Raw genomic sequence first — 22,812 nt, 5'->3', positions numbered from 1 at the left:
AATTAATAATTTTTTCTCAAAGAATGATACGTATTATTAATCAAACGATTTTGTCGTAAGATTTCTACAGGATTTCTCCATAGATAATCTAAACTTGTATATAAATAAGATATCAATGATTGAAAAATAGGTTGTTTTTTTAAGTAAAATTTATCGAACAAATTTTTATAAGGCATCAAAGAATTAAGTTTATATCCTGCCCAATGCAGCAGAATAACTTGTTTTTTATGGTCTAAACTGCCATAATCCCACAGAAAGTATTTACCGCTATCCTCAAAAATTTTACCTGATTTACGTGCCCAACCGTTCTGACAGATACCTCCAATTACTTCTGCAAAATGCCCGTAGCATACGGGTTTCATATCGCAGCAATAGTTAATGAAAGCCTGATCTGTATTTCTAGGGTTGAGTTGGTTACGTATTTTCAACGCGTTTTCTGCTAGTTGCTCAAATTCTTCTATTGAAAATATCCCCTTTCGGGAAGCCCAACGACCAGAGTTAAACCCACGTCCTCGTCTTTCCTTTAATAATTGTTGGCGAAATGTTCCTTGTTCGTAAACTTGGTCGATGGCACAGTCATAATGTAAAAAGTCAAACCCAAAAGTTTCTATTGCTTCAATAAACGGTTGAATATCTGCTAACACAATTTGCCGAGCATCTAAGTACATAAAATAATCTAGTGGCCCCCAAAAAGCTGCATAACGTCTGAACCAATAAGGGCCAGTAGGGGTGTAGCCTAGCTCAAATGCTTCACCGATGGCTTCTAACCGCGAAAAAGATGCATCAGTATAAACTTCAAATTTATAAATATCACTTAATTTTATCAAGCGATCGCACTGCTCGTTAAAAGGAATGAGAATCAGGCGTAAATCTGGGTTGAAGGTTCTAAAGCTGTTGAGAAAAGCGATCGTCCATTCATAAACTGCGTCATTCGCTGAAAAATAGACTCCAATATTTTTAGAATGAGCCATATTAATCAATATATTTTTCTATATTTACGTAAAGCAAGAATCCACTCACTAGGAACCATCTCGCGTATTTTACTAATAATGTTTTTTTGCAACCAAAAACTTTTGTATTCATTCATAAAATACAACTCTTGCTGAAAAGATTTACCAAAGTATTTTCTACAAATAGACCAACGCTCTTTAGTAAAGCTCAATAAATCTCTGGATGCTCCTCCTGAAGTGTCAAATCTAGAAATAACTACAGGAACTTCTTGAAAACGATAGCCAGCAACATAAACCTTGGCAATAAAATCGTGATCTGCACACCAAGTCAACAATGTATCAAAATGATATTTAACTTGTAGTTCTTTTTTAACAAAAATACTTTGATGACAACTAGGTATTTCACGCCAGATTATAGATAAATCATAGGGCTGGCGTTGATAGGTATGATATCCGTATTTATCATTAACAACATATTCAGTTCTGCCATAAATAACATCCACTGAATTATCAAGGTATTCTGCAACCTTAGCCAGTGTATCCTCTGCAAAAAATTGATCGCCGCAATTCATAAAAATTATCCAGTCGCCAGTGGCAGCCAAGGCTCCTTTGTTCATGGCATCATAAATTCCAGCATCTTTTTCGCTCACCCAATAGGATATATTTGCACTATTTTTGTGTAGGAAATCTACAGTGCCATCCTGAGAACCGCCATCAATAATGATATATTCAACATTTTTGTATGTTTGGGAAATGATACTAGAAAATGTTTTACCTAACTCCTCCAGCCGATTAAAACTGACTGTAATTACCGATATTTTTGGATGCTGATTTTTCAAAAAATAAGAATCCTTGAATGCCTCATATTTACTTACCATTACAACCTTTTATTTGACTTCAATACTAACTTATAAATTTCTACCAGTAGCAACCATTTTCACTTCCATGATATTGGACAAAATTATTTACTGTTGCTGGCTTTTCCGAGGAAAGAGGATGTACCCAATGTTCGTTAAATAATTCTTGATAATAAGGTCTTTCATCCCATCTTGCACCACGAATTCCAAATAATATTTGAGTACCTCCTCCTAGATGGATGGCCTTTTTACCAATATTCTTGATAAAAGCAGCTAAAGGCAAACCATAAGCTCCCGCGCCGATAATAGCTATATCAAAATCAATATTGGAGATGCGATCGCACATAAAATTCAGAGCATCAAACCATGTTGGAAAATCTACACTATTTCCAGCTATCGATTGAACTGCTGGCATTGTTTTTAACTCAAATTCTGGTAAAACTCGATGATCGGCAAATAACAAATGTCTTTTTTTGTACTGTTGTTTTATACTTTCTTCAAAAGGATGTATCACTAAAACTGTTTTTCCTTCTAAAACTTCTGACCAAGGTCGTTGATGGCGATAGGGTTCTAAATCCGTTAGTGATACTCTTGTGGCATTGATTGTATTCGGTAATATTTGGCTAAATTGTTGCTCTGCTTCTAACCAAGAACCAAGGACATCAATATTTTTGATATCACGAATCATTAATTCGCAAAATCGATTTAAGTTAGTTTCATCAGATGGAAAAAAACCAGATAAATTTGTGATTTTTTTCTTGACTAATTCATCCCACCAAAACCAACCCCAATCACCATTTATATATCTAATGCTTTTGAGCAGAAAACTTGATTTATCAATGATATTTAAATATACCAATATAGTATCGAGTTCTGTAGAACCTAGTCTACTAATCATACATGGTCGATCTTGAGATAAGATATTTTTGATATAGTCTCCTGCCTCTTGACCTTGGATATCAAAATGTATTTGGCATTTTTCTAAATTTTTGTTAGAAATTCCTGGTTTCCTGCGGGAAACTAAATATCTACTAATATTTAAAGACGAATTAATTATCAGATTCATATAAGTGAATTAATTTAACTCATTAAAGAAGAATTCAGAATTCTATTGTAGGGGTGTGCGCCCCTATCGCTTAGTCTATTTACCTGACAATTGCTGTAATTTCTTTGAGAGCTAAATTTTTACCTTTTTTTTCTGCTTCATGGAAAGAGTATGTTTTGAAGCCATATCGTAAAAATAAATATAGCGAATATATTTTTGAGCTTTTCCAAAAAGATTGAGGCATGACAACACCTCGAAAATATGCGAGGATAATTTGTGAATAAGCGAGTCCTTCAACTAAACGTAACAGATAGTCTTCTTGCAAACGATTAGCAGGTATTAAGTGAGTCAGCTTTAAAGATGCAAACAGTCCAGTACCTAAACCGATATCACAGGCTGTAAATGCTAGGTCTGAGTCTCCACAGGAGGTAAGCATTTTACCCTTGCGATCCATACTTGCTCGTTGAGGATTTTCACCAACTAATTCGCTATACTTTTGTGCAACAACCCTACGAATACAAAGCCCAGCCCCACATGGGGTTGTCTCATATTGCTGTGTTAAATTAGACCAGCGATCGCCCTCAAATTCTCGAATTGCCAAATTCCCTAAATAAGGTTTTGCCCAAGATGGAGGTGGTACTTCAAATTCAGGTTTAATTTGTCCGCCCCAAGCACCAATAAATGGAAAATCTTTACTAATTCGCCATGTGGTTTCTAAATAATCTGAATCTAAAACGTTATCATCGTCAACAAATACTATTACTCCAGCCGTAGCTTCTCGAATTCCTCTGAGTCTAGCCGCAGTCAGTCCTAATTCTTCTTCTCGAATATGACGAGCTTGGGGATGCCAACTTAAATCAATTTCCGCAGCTAAAGGGCGATCGCTAGCATTATCAACTAACAAAATTTCCCAAAAATCTTTGGATAATGTTTGATATTTAAGTGCTTCTAAAACCCTCTCTAAATAATTCCGCCGAGGATTGTGGGCACAAATAATGATACTAAGGGGTAGTTGCATACAAAATGACTTTCGCCTTGGTTTTAAAATGCTGAATGTTCAAATTCTAAACAACCTTTTTCTACTTTACGTAGCCAAAGGAGATTATCAACTTGTCCACCAAATTTCCATTTACCACTAGCAAGTGCTTCACCAATTGTTCTAGCTACACCTTCAAAAGCAATACAATCATGGAATGCAAGAATACCTCCTCCCACAATCCAAGGAGTTGCTTTTTCGTAATCATTCTTGGCTCCTTTATAACTATGGTCGCCATCAATAAAAACAAGATTTAGAGGATTTTCCAGAAAATCTGAAGGTATAAGCTCCTGGCTATTCTTCCTAATCATGGTGATGTGATGAGCTACTGCTTTGGTATTAGTTTTAAACTCCTTGAATGTATCTCTTTCTCCCTCAGGCATAGTTTGATTTTCCCAAGTATCAACACAAAATAAGTGTCCATTTTTTGGAGCCAAAGCAGCCGCAATATAACAACTAGATGCTCCTAAATAAGAGCCTATTTCTAAAGCTTTTGCAGATTCTCCAAGTTCCTTGGCTAATATGTAAAGCGTATTTAGTTCGCGAGCAGTCATGTGTGTGCTTATATTTTTCTTATTTAAGCAACTTAGTTTGCTAAGTTCCCTATTAATTGAAGAACTTTGAAAATCAGTGAGTAATTGTTCTGCTCGCCAAATCAAGTGATATGATGCCCTGTAAGAAAAGTCCTTCATTTGCATTTTCATTTTCTTAAATCTCCAAAAATCTGTTTTTATCAACCACTTACAACGAGTAATGAAAATTTATATTCTCTACTCTCGGTTCCCCCAAAATCACTATTTTACCAGTTGATTATTTAAGGAAGTTGCTCAAAAATTGCATAACCGTTACGTAATTCCGGATTTTGAGTAAATACTAAATAATTGGAATTTAAAAGGAGTTTTTGATGATTTTTGTAATTTTCAAATGTATTTATATCATCCAGTAAAACAAACTTATAGTCTTCCAATTCATTATCTAGTTCTTCAATACTTATGCTTAATTGAGAACCATCGATTAAAACAACATCAAAGAAATTAACATTTTTTTCTTCTTTAATATTTCTGATAACTTTACTGGTTTCTTCAGCTAAATCTTCTGAAGAACTGGGCAAAATATCGTAGAATTTAACAACAGACTCATCGATGAAACGCTTTTGCAATTTATTAAATTTAGCAGTAGATATATTGATACAAAAGGCGGTTGGCTTGTTTGGATTCTCTCTAATGCCTGTTAAAAGTGCTTCGGTAATCACCTCTCCACTAGACGCTCCAATTACTAAAGCTGTTTTGATATCTTCTTCCTTCACCATTTTGCGAATTGTCTGAAAAAGTTCATCAGATTTTATAGTTGAAAATTCGTAAGGAAGGAAGTAACCAAATCTAGTTTCTAAACGAGAAAGTGGCTCGCGTAGCAATGTTTTTAAATTTAAAATCAGCCATTGCTTCACCGTTGTTTGATAATATTTGAAAGTTAAAAAATCAATTGATTTAGAAACCACATTAGATGATTTGGCAAAATCTTTGGTTTGTTTGTTTAACGATTGAGATTTTAAGTAAGCCGGATCGCTCAACAATTTAGCAAATTCAAATTGTTGACATGCTGTAAGCATCATACAGATTTGATTGAGCCAGTCTTGGAAGTTTCGGCTAGGCAATCGGTGAGCGCTATAGCGGCATTTTAATGGGTCACTGTAGGGTAAAATATCTCTACTTGTGAGAGTATTAACAATCCAACGAGTGCGGTCTAGTTCGGGATGGCAAAGAGACGGAAATTTATTCGCATAGTTGACAGCATCATTTAATTTTCCTTGGCAAAGGAGAGTAATAATTAAATAAGCCCACTCTAATGGATCGGGATCTATAGCTTTTAGTAAATCGAGAGTCCATTCAATTGGCTGGATAATCCAATAATGTGCCGTTGCTGCATTTCCTTTGTAGAGATTACATAATGCCAACCTTAGTTTTGGTTGTGCTTGAGAATCTACAAAGTTTAAGCATTTGAGATATAAAGCTTCTGCTTCATCATATTTACCCGCCCAGAGTTTTTCATCTCCTTGACGCAGCAGCAGTATATCCGATGGATTAACAACAATATGTGAATTTTTAATTTCTGATGATTTGTCTACAACCGTCAAAGGCTCAAAAGGACTTTTTTGGACTATCCTTTGATTTGGTTTCAGGGCTTTGTGTAGACGAAACCATTGCAAAATTTCATCTCGTTGCTTAAATGTATGTCGCGAATGAACTAATTGATAACCAGCATCGGTAATTTTCTCTAATTCTGCTCGGTTTTGAAATAGGTAATCCAGCTTATCTAATATGTCATTTTCATCAGCAAATACACAATTTTGCATATCAACAAAACCTGCTGCTTCAACAGTTGGATTCTTTTCTGTAATTAAGCAGGATTTAGAACCGGGAATCTCCAGAAATTTGCGAACAAATTCCCTTGCCATTGTGCCGCAGGTAGGTGAAAACAAAGAAGCATTGAGCATCCGGGCATACTGCTCGCCAAAAAGCATTCTTGAAGTTTCTCGATTTTGCATGTATCCCAAGTGCGGGCAAATGAGACTGGGATAATACTTAGCAACCAGTTTATTAATTTTTTGCCGCCAAGGATATAGTGATGTTTGGCTGCCAGTAATTAGCACTGGTATATTTTTAGGCTGATTATAGTCTTTAAATACGTCGGAATCTATAAAATTTGGCCAGATAAATAAATTGTCGGCAATCTCTGGAAGATATTCAGCAAAAGGAATGGAGATTGTAAAGACTGTCTCTATTCCCCAATGTTCGATATCAGAAAGAAAAGCTGAATGAAATCCACAATAAGAATCTCCGTTATAAAAAGCTAATTTTGGTATTTCTGGATAATAATGAGTATTTTTAATCCGTCTTTTATCAGATGAAGCATTACCAGTTTCAAATAAAGATATATCTGGTTGATATTGTTCGCAAATTTGTTGATAGTCACTTTCGTCACGAATTAGAATTACTTCAAAAAACTCGGATAGGCATTTAACATGTTCTTGTTTATGAACATTATAGAACTTGGCTGAACCTTGATTGTTCCATTGAAAAAAAACAAGTCTTGGTTTTTTAATGTTATTCATAAATATTTTCTTGATATACAATTATTTGTTTTATTAAGTGCAATTGCTGAATTTTACTTTTTTAAGTATTGCAAAATTTTAATAAAAAACTACCCGTAGTTCTATTTTTTAGCTTTAATTGATTATGAATGAAAAACAACAAACAAAGCGATCGCATAAAGATTTTGATTTATGCGATCGCTTTTTGATAACTAATACCAATTCTCTCAAATCCTGCAACACATTCAATCATTGAAACCTAGATAAAATCTGAATTTATAAACTGTGTAGTTTATTTTCTATGCAGTGGATACTGCGAATTGGTATAAAACCGAAATTTGTCAATGTTTTGCTCCTAATTGCTTTGCTTATGAGTATGATTTCCAGCTAAATTGAAGCAACTTCTCTTCAAAACATTGACATCTGTACATTTTATTTATCTCCATACATGAGTATGGAAAATTAACATCAGGAGATAATTCAAAACGTCATTGTAATACTAGAGAGTGAATGTAAACTTCTCAGATTCAAAGTTCTTGATTCGCCCCATCCTGCCAGATTTCACGTCCACTGTAAACAGGGCAGTATTTTTTCTATTAGTGTCAGCAGCAAGGGCATACAATTCACCAGAACGGGAGAAGCCCAAGTCTTTAAGATCGTTGCCAAGAGGGCGTCCTTCAAATTTTAGTGGAGCCAATCTCTTAATTATCACCTTGCCAGTAACTAGGGCTTTCTCCTGCAAGTTAATTGAAATTAAAATTGGGATACCTTCTGAGCCGATCTCAGTTGCAAAAATATTTCCCTTGGCATCTTGGCACAGGTTAGAGAATCGATGATTGAGTGGTAGTGGAGGTAGATCCAAATCGTCGCGGTCAAGAACTTTACCTGTGGTGAAATCGATGGTTCTGAAACTAAAAGGCGGAACACCCTCAGTTCCTACCAAACACAGAAGTCGATTATTGGGAAGGCTGAGCAAACTTTCAACAGTTTGATTGGATCTCTTAAAGCCTAGTACTTTTTTCGCTCTAAATACAGGGACAGCAGCATTACCGACAGTGAAAAGCAGATGGTTGAAAAAACCATTTCTCGTGCTAGATACAGTAGAAATTACCAGACTTCCATCTTTAAGTGCTACCGCCTTTGTAACTCGATTAGACTGAGCAACATAGAAAGCTCTTGCTTTTTTCGGTACAGATAAGGGGTTGTCAACAAACAGAGATAGGCGATTGAGCCTAGAAAGAACTTTTCCCGTTGCGAATTCGGCAGTACTCAACTCTATTGACGGAGTTTGGTCTTCCCGGTTTTCATTGTTGGGTGTAGCAAGGGGTTTGACTCCATAAAGAATTTCCTGCTTGAGTTGGATCTTTTGAGCAACGGCCTTATTAGACAGGCCAGCAACAACAGTAGAAGTCAAACTAGCAGCAGCCAGCTGGCCAAATTGTCGGCGTTTTAATGATGGCATTACGATACTCCTTGTGAGATGCTTTAAGGAACAATCAGGTTTGCATTTGGTGTCTGGGGTTTCGCCCCCATGTCTGCTAAGATGTTGACAGTCATTTGCTTAGCGCGAATATCTTCCCGAAATGGGCTAATGCCGTCACTATCTAATCCCCATGCCCACTGAATGGTACCGGAGGCAAAAACTTTAGCTCCACTACTAGCTGTGTAGCGCACTGAGTGAGATTTGGTAAAATCCTGGTTGGCAGGAAGTCCTTGTTCTCCAACTGGTTCGTCGAAGGTAGGCAGTACAGTGGAGGGTATGGTTGTAGACTCAGACAATTTGACGACTCCAGCAGGAGCAGACCCATTATTAACGATAAAATCCCATTCATAACCCACTAACATCGCCAGCTGATCTCCATTCTGGAGTCCTGTGTTTGCGTAGTAAGGATCGCTAGCGTTGCTGACAGTAAAATTAAAACCGCCGAAGGTATCTAAATCGCTACCGTACATCACTCCAAACAAAGCATTTTCTGGTCGCTGGTTCTGGGCGCTGCGGAATTTATTAGTTGCAGCTGATGGCCCCTGCTGTTGGACAACTGGATCTAATGCCCAATCCGCTTTGTAACAGGCCATCACCCGGTTAGGTCTGACTTGTCCCGCAGCAGTAGTAGAACTTTCAAACCTCACTCGCCAATAACAACTATTGGCGGAGAAAATTCCCAAATTAATTCCGGCATCGCGGGCAGCTTCCACATGATCCCGTATTTCTTTAGACCAGTACTCATCGTGGCCTACAGACAAAAATACTTTGTGATTGAGCAATTTTTGTGGGTTGGTGTGAACCTGCATGTTGTCGGTGTAGGTAACATCGTAAGCTTGAGATTCTAGCCAACGCACCATGTTGTATTCCCACTGCAAAGGTTTAGCTGGTTGGCTAGAATTTTGATAAGTTGCTTGGAAGAACGGCCGGTCGTAGGAAACCTTGAAAGCCCGCTGACCATCAAGGCTGTCAGAACTATACAAGCTGTAACCCCCCGTGGAGCTATAGGCTAGGACGGTAGAAACGGCACTCTGGAATAAAACATCAGCTGTGCTGCTATCATCCCGGACTACAAACCACACGTGGGCTACTACGCCTGTTGCCTGGTCAGTGAGTTTCGCTACATAAAGACCACTAGTCCAGTTGCTACCTACCTGCAAAACGTAGGAAGTTGTCCAGTTACATTCAACAAGTCTGGTATCAGGGTCTAAACTACAAGCGGGTTGGGTCGTGCCTGTGAGGGAACCGCTGCTGGCAATCAGCCTTCCTCCCTTACCACTGTAGTAGCCTAAGCGATACACATCGATGGTGTACTGTCCTTGTTGTGCAAGAGAAACCTTAATATCTAGCGATCCCCCTTTATTAACACTGGTTGCCGAGGCATAACCCGCGATCTCTCCATTGCCAGGGTTGTCGAGTTTCCAGTTAGTCGTGCCTGGATTGAGATTTTCCAAGTAGATGGGATTCGGGTTTGTCGGAATTGCTGTAGCCGAAAAGTTGGTAGTGCCAATGCCTATTGCCGTCGCTCTGACTGTCAGTCCTCCAAGTGCGGTAGGAGCTTGTCCTACTGTGACAGTAGTACTTGCTTGACCACTAGCATTAGTGACTGCACTGGTAACTGAGAGCGCTCCGCCGCCACTGATAATATCAAAGTTCACCGTCACCCCTGCTTGAGGAGTGTTTTGAGCGTTTACAACTCGTACAACTAGGGGGTTGGGCAGAGCTGCTCCTGTGGTGGCACTTTGATTGTCTCCACTGACTTTAATTAAGGCACTGCCAACGATAAAGCCAATGTCGCAAAAATAGTTAGAATTCCGGAAAGAGCCGGTTGGAAAAGAATTTGGATTTACATTGTATAACCCGTTGCTGCCGTCTGCTACTGAGCTAAGGTCGCCATTGACTATGGGGTTAGCCAGTGCATCTTGAGTAATAACGTAATGGGTGTTGATGTTGACAGAAACGACATAAGTCGTATTGGCTTGAATATTTATTGGCGTTTCTATAACCTGCTCTTGCCAGCCAGAAGCCGTTTCGTTAGTAAAAACCACGCTTGTTAATAGAGTTCCGGTTGCCGTCCAGATTTTGCCGACATGACTTCCTTTCTCGCTAGCAGCTTTCCAGTAGCGGATGGTAGTAATTCGTCCGCCTTGAGCGCTGCGGAATTTCATTCCTAATTCATAGGGAGAGTTATTATCACTAGAATTTGCAAAATCTGGGACTTGATTTGTAAACAGAGTTTGGCTCTCTCCCGAAGGACTGGCATTGGCAGAAAAGATAGTGCTGCCTACGTTTTGTGCTGTGGCAGTCACATTATTAACCACAGGATTTGTAGCACCAGGATTCGCTCCAAGGGTTAAGGTGGTACTAGCCTGACCATTTGTATCAGTGACTACATTTGCAGGCGATACCGATCCCCCGCCACTGGTAACGGCAAAGGTCACCGTAGTCCCTGATATGGGATTGCCAGCTGCATCTTTGACCTGAACAACCAATAGGTTGGGTAAGGGAGTTGCGGCTGCACCAGTCTGATTGTCGCCGCTAATCTTTGTGATTGTTGGTTGGGGAATAGCTACAAAATCGATGTCACGAAAATAGTTTGTATTTTGGTAAGAACCAGTTGGAAAAGCTCCTGGAGTGAAATTAAAAACCCCGTTGTTACCGTCTGCCACTGAGCTGAGAGGCCCATTGGTGATGGGGGTGGCTAGTTCATCGTAAGTGGCGGCGTAATGGGTGTTGACGTTGACAGAGACTACATAAGTGGTGTCGGCTTGAACGATCAGTGGCGTGTCCAGAGCTTGTTGCTGCCAGCCAGAAGTCGTTTCGTTGGTAAAAGTGGTGCTTGCTAAAAGAGTTCCGGTTGCTGACCAGATCTTGCCAATATGAGTTCCTGTTTCGCTGGGGGCTTTCCAAAAGCGAACGACGGAAATCTCTCCTGCCGCGGTGCTGCGGAATTTCATTCCTAATTCGTAAGAGCTATCGCTGTTATTGGGAATGCTTGGAACTTGATTGCTAAAGATGGTAACCATACTTAGTTTCCCATTGGTTTAATAATTACGGAAGATAAAAAGTAACTTCCTTAGGGACTTACAAATAAAAAAATAATCAACTACTTCTTGTGGGCTGGCCAAGCCAAGGGCGGACAAGATGTCCACCCCACAAGATTAGGTAATTAAGTTCTGGGAAGTCCCTTAAACCTGACAAGCTACTTTCAAAACTTCCACCACATAGTCCTGTTCCTGTTCAGTCATTTGATGAAACAGGGGTAGGAGAACTGTGTGGTCTTGTGCTTGCTCACTTTCAGAAAGGCGATCGCACTTTCCAACTTCACACTCACAAGCTTTCGACTCAACTCCACACGACCAAGCTTCTTTTTCATAAGCACTTTCACGGTGAACGCACATCACTCCGCGTCGTGTGGCAATGCCAGCATCTAACATTTGCTGCATTACTTGTAGCTGGTCGCATTTATCTAGGAGCCGGACACAAAAACTCTGCCAGTTACTCTTAGCCCAGCTTGGCTCGGTGGGTAACTTTAATCCCGGCAGATTTGCTAGTTTTTCTTGATATCGCTGTGCCAAATAACGCCGACGTTCCACTATCTCTGGCAGGCGTTTGAGTTGTTCTCGCCCGACTGCTGCTTGAATATCAGTCATGCGGTAGTTGTAACCCATGATTGGGTATGTCTCAAATATTACTTGTTTTGCACCGTGGCGCACAGTATCGGGGACACTCATGCCATGTTGCCGCCAGAGGCGAAACTGCTTATCCCATTGGGGATTATTTGTAGTCAGCATCCCGCCATCACCGGTGCTGATCACTTTTCGGGGGTGAAAAGAAAAGCAAGCGATATCGCCATGCGGTTTGCCAATTTTCTCCCACTGCCCATTCCAGAGAATTTCACTGCCGATGGCACAAGCCGCATCTTCAACCACTGGTAACTGATAGCGGTGGGCAACATCCAAGATGGCTTTGAGGTCGCAAGGCATCCCGATTTGATGGACAATCAAAATCGCACGGGTGCGATCGCTAATCACATCTTCAATTAACATCGGGTTGATGTTGTATGTTTGTGGTTCAATGTCCACAAATACTGGTGTTGCGCCGCAGTAACGAATGCTGTTGGCTGTGGCAATATAAGAATGGCTCACAGTAATTACTTCATCCCCCGGTTGCACTCCCACAGCTAAAAGCGCTAAATGTAATGCTGTGGTACAGTTGGAGACGGCACAAGCGTAATTTGCTCCGACGTAAGCGGCAAATTCTTGTTCAAAAGCAGCAACTTCTGGCCCTTGTGTTACCCAGCCAGACATAATCGCTCGTTTAGCCGCTTCAGCCTCCGCCTCCCCCATCCAAGGTTTGGCGATGGGGATAAAAGATTTGACTTCAGACACGCTGTTTGCTCCTCTCTACATCCCAGTTACGGACAATTTCGTTTTCTAGTAGGACTTCTGGAGATTTGCCAAAACTCACATACCAATCTCTGAGTTTGATTAAACCTTCAGACAGCGATATTTCTGGCTTGAATCCCAAAAGTTTGTACGCCTTTGTAGTTTCAGCATATAAACGCAACACATCACCAGGACGAGATTCATCATGAATCACGCTTGTGTTTGCTGGTTCCATGATTGATGCTATTTCTTTTGCCAAATCGTTAATGGCAATTTCAAAGCCACTACCCAAATTAATTGTTTGTCCGATGGCAGAGTCTGTAAATCCTGCCAACATAATTCCCCTAGCTGTATCGCCAACATAAGTGAAGTCTCTAGTCTGGCTACCATCGCCAAAAATTACCATTGGTTTGCCAGCCATGCTACGCAGTAAAAACTTGGGTATGACTTCTCCGCTATCTCCTTCATGGTGACAACGCGGCCCGTAGGCGTTGAAAGGACGCACTACAACAGTGGGGTAGCCATAAGTTTCGTAGAATGCCCTGGTATAACATTCTCCAGCTAACTTAGAACCACCATAAACAGTCATGGGAAAAGTTGGGTGTTCTTCTGTCATTGGTACCCAACGGGCAGTACCATAAACTTCGGAACTGGAAACATATACAAACCGACTGACTCCTGTTGCTTTAGCGGCGCTTAATAGTTGGAGAGTCGCTGTCGCATTGACTTCATGATTTTCATGGGGTGAGTGGATGGAATGCCGGACACCCAAGCAGGCTAGATGAAATACGATATCTACGCCTGACATTAATTTTGTCATGCGATCGCTATCTCGAATGTCTGCTACAACTAATTCCAAGCGATCGCTAGGTAAATTTTCTAGGTTTTGCCGTTTTCCATTCACCAAATTATCAACAACCACAACCTGATTTGTTGTTTTAGTTATGATTTGATGTACTAGTTCAGAGCCGATAAAACCGGCACCACCTGTAATTAAAATTCGCTGATTTTGCATATTTATTATTTTGTATTCTCCGATGGTTCATATCCTTGCCGCCAGCGCAAAAACTTAGCAGGGACACCAGCGACGATGGCATAAGGTGGTACATCTTTGGTGACAACTGCCCCAGCGCCAACGATGCTGCCTTTACCAACGGTGACTCCTGGTAAAATGATTGCGTTCATACCAATGTCAGCTCCTGATTCAATTCTTACCGGATTGACTTCAAAATCTGTTTGGATGATCGGAGTTTCTATCGGTAATCCAGTGTGGGATGAGCATAAAACTTTTGCTCCTGGGCCCCAGCCTACAAAGTCTTCAATGATCAAGTCTCTGGCGTCAAAATAGCTCTGGGGGCCAATCCAAACATTGTTGCCAATGATACATCTACCTTTAAACCATCCCTGGATACAGGTTTGTCCGCCGATGAATACTGAGTTACCAATTTCAAAGGTTTCTAAGTGCTTAAAACTAACACCAGTACTAATTTGCACGCCATGTCCAAACTGCCGAGCCATTGCACGCCAGATGACTCGCCGCATTAACATATCATAATCACCATCACCGACTGCAAAGCGGCTGTACAAATCAAGTAAGCCGCCGCGATCGTATTTGCTACGTAAATGCTCTGCTAATCCGATTTCAAAGTCAGGATCTAGTTTAAGTTCCTGGGAACCGTGGACAGCCTTAATCAGCTGTGTTCTCCCATTCAGCACATTAGACATTCATCACCTCCAAAACTGCAACGCTTTGAGCGTCTATAAATCCACCCTGGAAATTTTTGTCTCTAGTAGAATGAAAAAAATAGAGAAGTTTTTAGCTGGGGTTAAGTGCAATACTTGTCGGTTAAAGGGAAAAGGGGAAGGGGAAAGGGGAAAGAAAAAACCTTTAACCTTTACCCTTTAACCTTTTCCCCAGACCCAATGCCGAGTTAAAAATCGTTAACCGAGCAGTATTGGGGTTAAGTGTTTGATGGTAATACATTCGCCCAAGGAAACCATTCTATTGGATTTTCTGGTGTTACATCTGCACGAACTCTGATCTGGCGGACTTCTCCCAGGAACATAATATGTGTTCCTAAAGTGACTTCACCTATAATTTGACAGTCAAAGTGTATGGGCAAAGCGGGTAAAACAGGTGCCCAGTCATGTGCTTCTACCTGCAATCCCGCCCGTGCGACTTTTTGCGGATCTTTAGCAAGAGAAATGTTGCCTGCATATTTGATGGCGTCAATGACAACATCGTTAATAAACGGCACACCGCAGCCGAATTTGCCAGTTTTGCGGATCAAGTCCAAACTTACACGCGGGGCATAACGCTCATTAATTTTGGCGTAAGAAATGCAAGGGGTAATTACTAATGGATGTCGGCTGACAATTGTCGTTGAGCCACAAGGCATGAGGTTGGGAGTTCCATCTTCCGCCCAGCAGGTAATCATGCCAGCTGATGATGGAAAGAAACAAGGCCAACGAGCTTTATCGTTATCGACTTGTACTTGATCTTCTGGTAAAGGAGAAAGATACTTAATTGCCATGCCATTTTCCACAGCATCGGCTTCAAAGGCAATTGTCCCTGGCGATGGAAAGGCATAGTGGGGTGTATATCCTTTTTTGTAACTGGGGTCTACCATCACTTCTTCAGTTACAGATACACCCTTTTGAAGTTCGTTTTGTGGTTCCCAAGCTGGTAAGCTGCGCCAGAGGATTTGGCTACACCCTTGTGCTATGTCTTCTCGCAGCTGAATGGCATTAATTTCCAGAAAATAAACTCTATGGCTACCAACGTCAACCCAAGGTTGAGAATAAATTGGTTGACCGGCAAAATCTTTACCAGGCTTAACAAGTTTTGCCTCGTAAATCATGTATGCAGAGTCAAAAACAAATGTGTCATTTGTTAAGGCTTTGCGTGTTGATAATCCCGAATAAGCGATGCGTGAGTGAGTCTTTTCTTCGGGTACGGTAGTAATGGCATTCATCGCTTTGTCAAGTTCTTCCCCTGGAGGAAGAAATTGTACGGCAACGCTACCACTGCTTTCTAGCATGTCAGTAAAGGTGCCCCGGACATGATGTCGTTCTGATAGCTCTTGAATACAAAAGCTGAGAGCTAAAATATAAGGAAACCTATTGACTATTGAGGCTCCGACAACTTTTTCTAAACCAATTTGCGAACCATCAGCAGTTGTCACTAAACAAATTGGGGAAGGGAAAAAAGCCGGCCATCGACTATCATTTGATAGTTGTTCTGGAGTTTCTGGCAAATCGCGGACATAAATAGATTTGTCTTTTACCACTCGCCAATTAGCAGCAGTTTCTAAGCTGGTATGCGGCCAAAAATAGCGGTACTTTTCTAAAACATCATGCATAAAACGCCTCTATCACTTCTAAAAATTCATTGCTCAAAAATTGACTGTTGACTGTTAACCGTCAACGGCATCGGGGTGTCTTTCATCTCATTCTTAGAAGGAATGGGTTTTGCCGACGCTTTTTGAGCAAAACCTATAGAACTTGCATAGCCTGTTTGACGCTTTGGCTCACAGTCTCGATCTGTGCTTGAGAGAGTTCTGCATACATGGGCAGAGATAACACTTCTTTGGCTGCGGCTTCTGAATGGGGAAAATCTCCAGCTTGATAACCCAATTCAGCATACGCTTGCTGGAGATGAACTGGAATTGGGTAATGAATGCCTGTTTGAATTTCCATTTCTTGGAGGCTTTGTTGCAGGGCGTCTCTTTGTGGCGATCGCACTGCATAGACATGGTAAACGTGACGACTGTAAGGCATCACAGTGGGCGTACTTACACCAGAGTCTTTTAAAAGTTCGTCGTAGTATGCTGCGTGGCTTCTTCTGGCTTCTGTCCAGGCTTCGATGTAGCGTAACTTCACCCGTAAAATCCCTCCCTGGATGCCATCCATGCGATAGTTGTAACCTTTGAGGACGTGGTGATACCTGCTTTCTTGACCCCAGTCGCGCAACATTCCCATAGTACGGGCATATTCGGGATTGTTGGTGACTGCCATGCCTCCTTCACCGTAAGCCCCTAAATTTTTGCCAGGGTAAAAACTGAAACAACCAATATCACCAATGCTACCTACACGTTGTCCTTTGTATTCAGCGCCGTGGGCTTGGGCTGCATCTTCTATGACCACCAAACCATGACGGCGGGCAATGTCCAAAATTGGCTCCATATCTGCTGGTTGACCGTATAAATGTACGGGCAGAATGGCTTTTGTGCGCTCGGTTATCGCTTTTTCAATTTGATTGACATCGATTGTGTAGGAAACAGGATCGATATCTACGAAAACTGGTGTGGCTCCGGTGTAACAAATTGCTGCTGTGGTCGCCACAAATGTGAAAGGTACGGTAATTACTTCGTCACCAGCACCGATGCCTGCTGCTAGTAATGCTAAATGCAGGGCACTAGTACCTGTATTGACAGCAACGCCATAATCTGCATTGCAGTAATCGGCAAATTCTTTTTCTAATGCTTTGACTTCATTGCCCAAAACGAATTGGGTGCTTGCCAGGACTTTTAAAACGGCACTATCAATTTCGTCTTTAATACTGAAATATTGAGTTTTTAAATCTACAAATGGAATCATGCTGCTACCTCTGCCAGATTCAATTCAATTAATTGGCCTTGCTTTTTGAGAGACTGGGTTGCAGCTTCGAGAATTCTCACTATCCGCAGTCCTGCTTCGCCATCGGTGAGTGGGCGATCGCCTTTTTGAATACAATCAATGAAGTGTAATCCTTCTGTTTTCAATGCCTCTGTCACATCCAACTTAGGCGACCACATATCTCCTGTGCGATAACCAATCATCATTTGGTAGACGCTTTCAGTATTACCGTTGACTGTAATACCCTTGTCGTAAATTTTGAGTTTTTCACTTGGTTCTAAGTCATCGTAAACAATCATCCGTTGACTACCACCAATCAATGTACGGCGGATTTTCACTGGTGCGAGCCAATTGACATTAATATGAGCGATGAGATTCTTTTCAAAGAATAAGGTCAAGTAGGCAAGATTTTCTGGTTCTCCAGGAACGTGGCTGATGCCTGTAGCCGAGACTGCATAAGGCTGAGATGGCAATACATAGTTCATAATCGATAAATCGTGGACTGCCAAATCCCAGACGACGTTCACATCATGCTGAAAAAGTCCCAGGTTAACGCGTACAGAATCATAGTAGTAAATATCACCCAAAGAGTTAGTGGCGATCAAATCGTGCATTTTGCGGACAGCACCAGTGTAAACAAAGGTGTGATCCACCATTAATACAAGGTTGCGTTTTTCTGCCTCTTCAATCAGCCGCTTTGCTTGTTCGGAGGTAGTTGTCATTGGCTTTTCCACTAGCACGTGTTTGCCAGCCTGCAATGCAGCTAAAGCTAATTCAAAGTGAGTGGAAACTGGTGTGGCAATGGCTACAGCGTCAATTTTAGGATCTGTAAATATATCTCGACAATCTTGAGTAACTTGAATTGTAGGATATCGAGCTTGGACTTTTGCCAGTAGTTCTGCTTTAAAATCGCTGACTGTTCTTACCTGAACTCCTGGCATTTCGACAAAATTTCTGACTAAATTTGGCCCCCAATAACCATAGCCAATGACACCGATATTAATCATGTTTGCTGTTCTTTTTAATTAATGAAAGTTGATTTTTTTATGCATTGAATTATTGCCGATTTTGAGTGGCAATAATTCATAATTGGCTCTGAAAAAGTTTTATTTTTGTTAGGTGTGAAAATTCACAAACCTGCTAACTAATGTACAAAAATTAGAGGTGCTTACAAACTGCTAGCCGACATTTGCAAATTTTGGCGATGGCGCACATCTCCGATGACACGCGCCGGGACTCCAACTACAATTGCATAATCAGGAACGTCTTCAGTTACTACTGCTCCAGCACCGACAATGGCTTTTTCACCAATCGTTACTCCTGGTAGCACGGTGGCGTTGCTACCAATAGATGCACAGCGCTTCACTAAAGTTTTGATTGTATACCAATCATCGTCTGTTTTTAAACTACCATCTTCATTGGTTGCACGAGGATAAAGGTCATTAGTAAACATGACTCCATGACCGATAAAAACTTCATCTTCCAAGACAACGCCTTCACACAAAAAACTGTGGGATGAAATTTTACACCGACTTCCAATGGTGACATCTTTCTGAATTTCCACAAATGTCCCGATTTTCGTATCATCGCCCACAATGCAACCGTAGAGGTTGACAAGATGGGGATGAAAAATCTTGACGTTTGTGCCTAACTTCACATCATGATTTACAGCCATTATTTAATCTGCCTTGAAATTAATGCTTTTCCACATTTTGCCAAATAGCATCTTCTAAATAAGTACACTCATCAGCTTGCCATTGATAATCTGCACGCTCGATATTGTACATAGTCACTTCAAACGGGCAAATTTCTCTCAAGTTTTCTAGTAGAGTGTCGCTACGACGGTTAGAGAACCATGTGGTTAATGTGTACGAACCCATGTACAGTCTAAATTTGGGAATCTGACATCGCAAAATAAATGTCCCTGGCTCTCGGCAAAAGGGAGCATCGGAGTTGAAAAACCAGAAGATACAAATCGGTTGTTGTAAAAAATTAACTATCTGAAAGGAGAAACGCAGACTTTCATGAGGTTCCGTCACGTGTAGGGCAAACTCAAAGGTAATGGGTTCTCCCCAAGAGTGAATTCCTTGGGCTTCAGAGGTGTGTGCCTTTGCCCAAGCTACATAATTACCAGTTTTATTGACAGGAGCTTGGTAATCTGCTTGCAAGACAGAATTATCTTTCTGCCCAGCCATATATAACTGCACTGCTTTGCCAGTATCACCATCAAATTGAACGCTACCCTTAGAAAGTAGTATGCAACGTTTAGTGAGTTGGGCGATCGCTTGCATACTATGACTGACAAATAAAACTGTTCGTCCTTCTCTGGTGGCGACATCACCCATTTTCCCCAAGCACTTTTTCTGAAACGCCGAATCACCTACAGCCAAAACTTCATCGACAATTAAAATTTCTGGCTCTAAATGGGCGGCCACGGAAAAAGCAAGACGCACGTACATTCCTGAAGAATAGCGCTTAACTGGGGTATCTAAAAACTTCTCAACCTCAGCAAAAGCTACTATTTCATCAAATTTCTTTTTAATTTCGGCTTTACTCATCCCCAAAACGGAACCGTTGAGATAAATGTTCTCGCGTCCCGTCAGTTCTGGGTGAAATCCCGTTCCTACTTCTAATAAACTCGCTACCCGCCCTTTAATGGCGATACGTCCCCGCGTCGGTTCGGTAATCCGGCTAAGAACTTTTAACAAAGTAGATTTCCCTGCACCATTGCGTCCAATGACACCAATGGCTTCCCCTTGTTGAATTTCAAAGGAAATATCTTTCAAAGCCCAAAATTCTTCCCGTGCGGGGTTGGGGATTTTTTTGCCACTGGGTTTGATAAATGTTTTGGCAAAAGATTTAGCACCATCAGTAATCACATCCCGTAGCGCTTTGTAACGACTTCTTCCCTCTTGCTGGTGAGCGATGATATATTTTTTGCTTAAATTTTCTACACTAATCATGTTCTCAGACATCTGCACAGAATCCTTGCTAAATTACATCAGCAAATGTCCGTTCCACTTTGCGGAAGTACCAAATGCTACTTACCAGCAACAGAGCAACTAGTCCCAAAGATAAGGAAAATCCAGTCCAATAAAGTTTGGACTCTCCTCCTAAAATAGCCCAGCGAAAGCCATCAATCACTCCCACCATTGGGTTTAGATAGTAAAGCAAACGCCATTGTTCTGGCACAAGGCTACTACTAAAACCCACGGGCGAGATATATAGACCAAACTGCACAATAAAGGGCACAATATAACGGAAGTCTCGATATTCCACATTTAAAGCTGCTAACCACAGCCCCACTCCTAGTGAAGCAGCAAAGGCAATAGCAATAAATAACGGTAAGGATAATATCTGCCAACTGGGAATAAAATTATACCAAGCCATTAGCCCTACAAGGATCATCCCAGAAACGAGAAAGTCCACAAAGCTAACAATGACGGAACTCGCAGGTACAATCAACCGAGGAAAGTAAACTTTAGAAATCAAGTTGGCATTAATAATTAAGCTATTACTACACTCAGTTAAAGCACTGGCGAAAAATTGCCAAGGTAACAAGGCAGCAAATACCAGTATTGGATAGGGTGCTGTGCCTTCTGAAGGTAATTTCGCCAAGTTTCCAAAGATGACGCTGAACACCACCATTGTTAAAAATGGTCGAATCAGCGCCCAGAGCATACCAATTATTGTTTGCTTGTAGCGTACTAAAATATCACGCCAGGATAGAAAATAAAATAGCTCTCGGTAGCGCCATAGGTCTTTCCAATACTGCTGCTCTGTTTGTCCAGCTTCAATGATCAACTCTGGCTTTGACGTAATTTTCTGACTACTCATAATAATTTTGATTAAAAACCATTGCTTTTAAGCATTAATGGACAAACTGAAAATCTTTGATACTGTGATAATTGAGTACCTTTGCCTGTCTGCGAGTAAATTCTCCCACGGAGGGGTTGCCTTGAGGATCGATCGCTCCTGTTACTTGCTGCCAAAGTTCTGGTGGCGCTACTGAAACTTTATAGGTGCGTTCCTCTAACTTGCAGACGTGATACCATTTTGTTTGTTGGCATTCTTCGCACCAAAAGGCTTCTAACCACTCTCCTTCCAGAGAGACTGTGGTTTTATTTGTTACTAGCAACAATGCGCTGCGGCGACTCATACCCCGCTGCTGCAACTGTCCTGCTCGGTCAGCAAACAATTGATATTTTTGACTCCTACTTTCCAGGTAGCTGTTATGAATTGGACAATAGATTGCTCGTCGTTTTGAACGTTTCCGATTTCGGTCACACCTTCTCTGCAATTCGACCTCCCACTTAAATAAATAGACAAAAAATTCTGGAAGGTTTCGTTGGAGGAACTGAGATCAAAAAGACCATCGAAGCTCATCTCCTATAGTTAAAAACTAAATACTATTTAATTGAAGTATGCTAATTGACCAAGATTGTGAAATCAGGAGTTTATTTTTTGCTATCTGATGACAAGTTAAACTTGTGAAATAGCATATCACCTAAATTTTTTATCCAATTGGTTATTAATGGCTTGTCAATCTGTCTTAAAGCATAACATAGTATCGTGCCTTTATATTATCTTAATCAACTTCATTACAATTGGAACATAAAACATTTTTTGGCATGATTTTTAGCAGTATCAGCATGAAAATAAGTAAGACTAATAAATGTTCTATTATATATAAGCCTAACTGCTAACTATGTTTTATAGCTCTGCCATCGCATTTGCTAGTTAGCTCGATCCCTTGCTTATTCTCTGCTAATTGACGCATTAATTAATCCAACCCTCCGAAAACTAAATTTTGCTGGAATGTGTCAGAGTTTGAGAACTTATTCTTCCAAAACATCTTTATGAAGCACAATTAATAGCTGGGTATCACCTCAAAGAATAAACGATTGATTGGCTCAAATTCATGAAAACTTTAGAAGATAAAGACTTGACTTGAGTTTACAAATTAGGGAACTCCAAAAAATAAATTATTCTAGTTAATGTGTTGACTGTTGAGTGTTAACCGTCTCGAATAACATTTGATGGTGCCAAGGTTTGAATCTCAATAAAGTATTGCCGAACTCAAAAGATGGCAGCAAGTATTTATTATCCAAGGGCAAACTTAGACTGATACTAAATTTGGTTATGATGTATTATTTGAAATTTTGACCGCAGCTTTGTAATCCAAAATTCCAAACTTGTACTGAGCCTGTCAAAGTATCTCAAATCCCAAATTGGTATCACCCTGTTAATAGGATTTCACTCTCAGCAGAGGCAGGAGCCAAGGAGAATACTTTGTATGCTATGTGTTTCCGGATTGGTATAAGGCTAAAAGTCTTTAGAGCCTA

The 22,812-nt window shown here is 40.7% G+C and carries 18 protein-coding genes; all 18 read right to left on the bottom strand.

Translation table 11 applies throughout. The annotated features are described in order from the left end of the window. Positions 1 to 2: 2 nt before the first annotated feature. Positions 3 to 971: a hypothetical protein gene (locus VF06_RS21450; RefSeq protein WP_099069550.1), complete on the bottom strand. Its 969-nt coding sequence runs from the start codon at positions 969 to 971 to the stop codon at positions 3 to 5. A gap of 5 nt (positions 972 to 976) precedes the next feature. Beyond that, entirely contained in the window at positions 977 to 1,828 is an 852-nt protein-coding gene (locus VF06_RS21445; protein WP_099069549.1) for a glycosyltransferase family 2 protein, read from the bottom strand. Between the two features lie 40 nt (positions 1,829 to 1,868). Further along, complete coding sequence (locus VF06_RS21440; RefSeq protein ID WP_099069548.1) at positions 1,869 to 2,873, bottom strand: hypothetical protein; 1,005 nt, start codon at positions 2,871 to 2,873, stop codon at positions 1,869 to 1,871. 79 nt (positions 2,874 to 2,952) lie between these two features. Continuing rightward, on the bottom strand, positions 2,953 to 3,870 hold the full coding sequence (locus VF06_RS21435; RefSeq protein ID WP_099069547.1) for a glycosyltransferase: 918 nt from the start codon (positions 3,868 to 3,870) through the stop codon (positions 2,953 to 2,955). Positions 3,871 to 3,893: 23 nt separating this feature from the next. Next, positions 3,894 to 4,592, bottom strand: a complete 699-nt coding sequence (locus VF06_RS21430; RefSeq protein ID WP_099069546.1) for a class I SAM-dependent methyltransferase — start codon at positions 4,590 to 4,592, stop codon at positions 3,894 to 3,896. Between the two features lie 110 nt (positions 4,593 to 4,702). Beyond that, complete coding sequence (locus VF06_RS21425) at positions 4,703 to 7,000, bottom strand: glycosyltransferase (RefSeq protein WP_099069545.1); 2,298 nt, start codon at positions 6,998 to 7,000, stop codon at positions 4,703 to 4,705. 478 nt (positions 7,001 to 7,478) lie between these two features. After that, positions 7,479 to 8,441: a hypothetical protein gene (locus VF06_RS21420; protein WP_099069544.1), complete on the bottom strand. Its 963-nt coding sequence runs from the start codon at positions 8,439 to 8,441 to the stop codon at positions 7,479 to 7,481. A 23-nt stretch (positions 8,442 to 8,464) separates the two neighbouring features. Continuing rightward, complete coding sequence (locus VF06_RS21415; protein ID WP_099069543.1) at positions 8,465 to 11,488, bottom strand: N,N-dimethylformamidase beta subunit family domain-containing protein; 3,024 nt, start codon at positions 11,486 to 11,488, stop codon at positions 8,465 to 8,467. 162 nt (positions 11,489 to 11,650) lie between these two features. Beyond that, positions 11,651 to 12,811: a DegT/DnrJ/EryC1/StrS family aminotransferase gene (locus VF06_RS21410; protein ID WP_099069598.1), complete on the bottom strand. Its 1,161-nt coding sequence runs from the start codon at positions 12,809 to 12,811 to the stop codon at positions 11,651 to 11,653. A 34-nt stretch (positions 12,812 to 12,845) separates the two neighbouring features. Continuing rightward, positions 12,846 to 13,865, bottom strand: coding sequence for a GDP-mannose 4,6-dehydratase (locus VF06_RS21405; protein WP_099069542.1), 1,020 nt, complete (start codon positions 13,863 to 13,865; stop codon positions 12,846 to 12,848). Positions 13,866 to 13,870: 5 nt separating this feature from the next. Next, entirely contained in the window at positions 13,871 to 14,575 is a 705-nt protein-coding gene (locus tag VF06_RS21400) for an acyltransferase (RefSeq protein WP_099069541.1), read from the bottom strand. 236 nt (positions 14,576 to 14,811) lie between these two features. Continuing rightward, positions 14,812 to 16,212, bottom strand: coding sequence for a flavin reductase (locus VF06_RS21395; RefSeq protein ID WP_099069540.1), 1,401 nt, complete (start codon positions 16,210 to 16,212; stop codon positions 14,812 to 14,814). Between the two features lie 133 nt (positions 16,213 to 16,345). Beyond that, the gene (locus tag VF06_RS21390) at positions 16,346 to 17,449 is read right to left on the bottom strand and encodes a DegT/DnrJ/EryC1/StrS family aminotransferase (protein ID WP_099069539.1); all 1,104 of its coding nucleotides are present in this window, start codon (positions 17,447 to 17,449) and stop codon (positions 16,346 to 16,348) included. Next, on the bottom strand, positions 17,446 to 18,474 hold the full coding sequence (locus VF06_RS21385) for a Gfo/Idh/MocA family protein (protein WP_099069538.1): 1,029 nt from the start codon (positions 18,472 to 18,474) through the stop codon (positions 17,446 to 17,448). Before VF06_RS21385 ends, VF06_RS21390 begins: the two co-directional genes overlap by 4 nt. A gap of 161 nt (positions 18,475 to 18,635) precedes the next feature. Further along, complete coding sequence (locus VF06_RS21380) at positions 18,636 to 19,142, bottom strand: acyltransferase (protein ID WP_099069537.1); 507 nt, start codon at positions 19,140 to 19,142, stop codon at positions 18,636 to 18,638. Positions 19,143 to 19,161: 19 nt separating this feature from the next. Next, complete coding sequence (locus tag VF06_RS21375; RefSeq protein WP_099069536.1) at positions 19,162 to 20,442, bottom strand: ABC transporter ATP-binding protein; 1,281 nt, start codon at positions 20,440 to 20,442, stop codon at positions 19,162 to 19,164. Between the two features lie 16 nt (positions 20,443 to 20,458). Next, positions 20,459 to 21,304 (bottom strand): ABC transporter permease, encoded by an 846-nt coding sequence (locus VF06_RS21370; protein WP_099069535.1) that lies wholly within the window; start codon positions 21,302 to 21,304, stop codon positions 20,459 to 20,461. A gap of 34 nt (positions 21,305 to 21,338) precedes the next feature. After that, complete coding sequence (locus VF06_RS21365) at positions 21,339 to 21,767, bottom strand: hypothetical protein (protein WP_099069534.1); 429 nt, start codon at positions 21,765 to 21,767, stop codon at positions 21,339 to 21,341. Between the last annotated feature and the right edge of the window lie 1,045 nt (positions 21,768 to 22,812).

The organism is Nostoc linckia z4 (assembly GCF_002608075.1).
Lineage (GTDB): Bacteria > Cyanobacteriota > Cyanobacteriia > Cyanobacteriales > Nostocaceae > Nostoc > Nostoc linckia.
The sequence above is the reverse complement of the archived record's forward strand: the minus strand, read 5'-3'. Positions and strand labels throughout refer to the sequence as shown.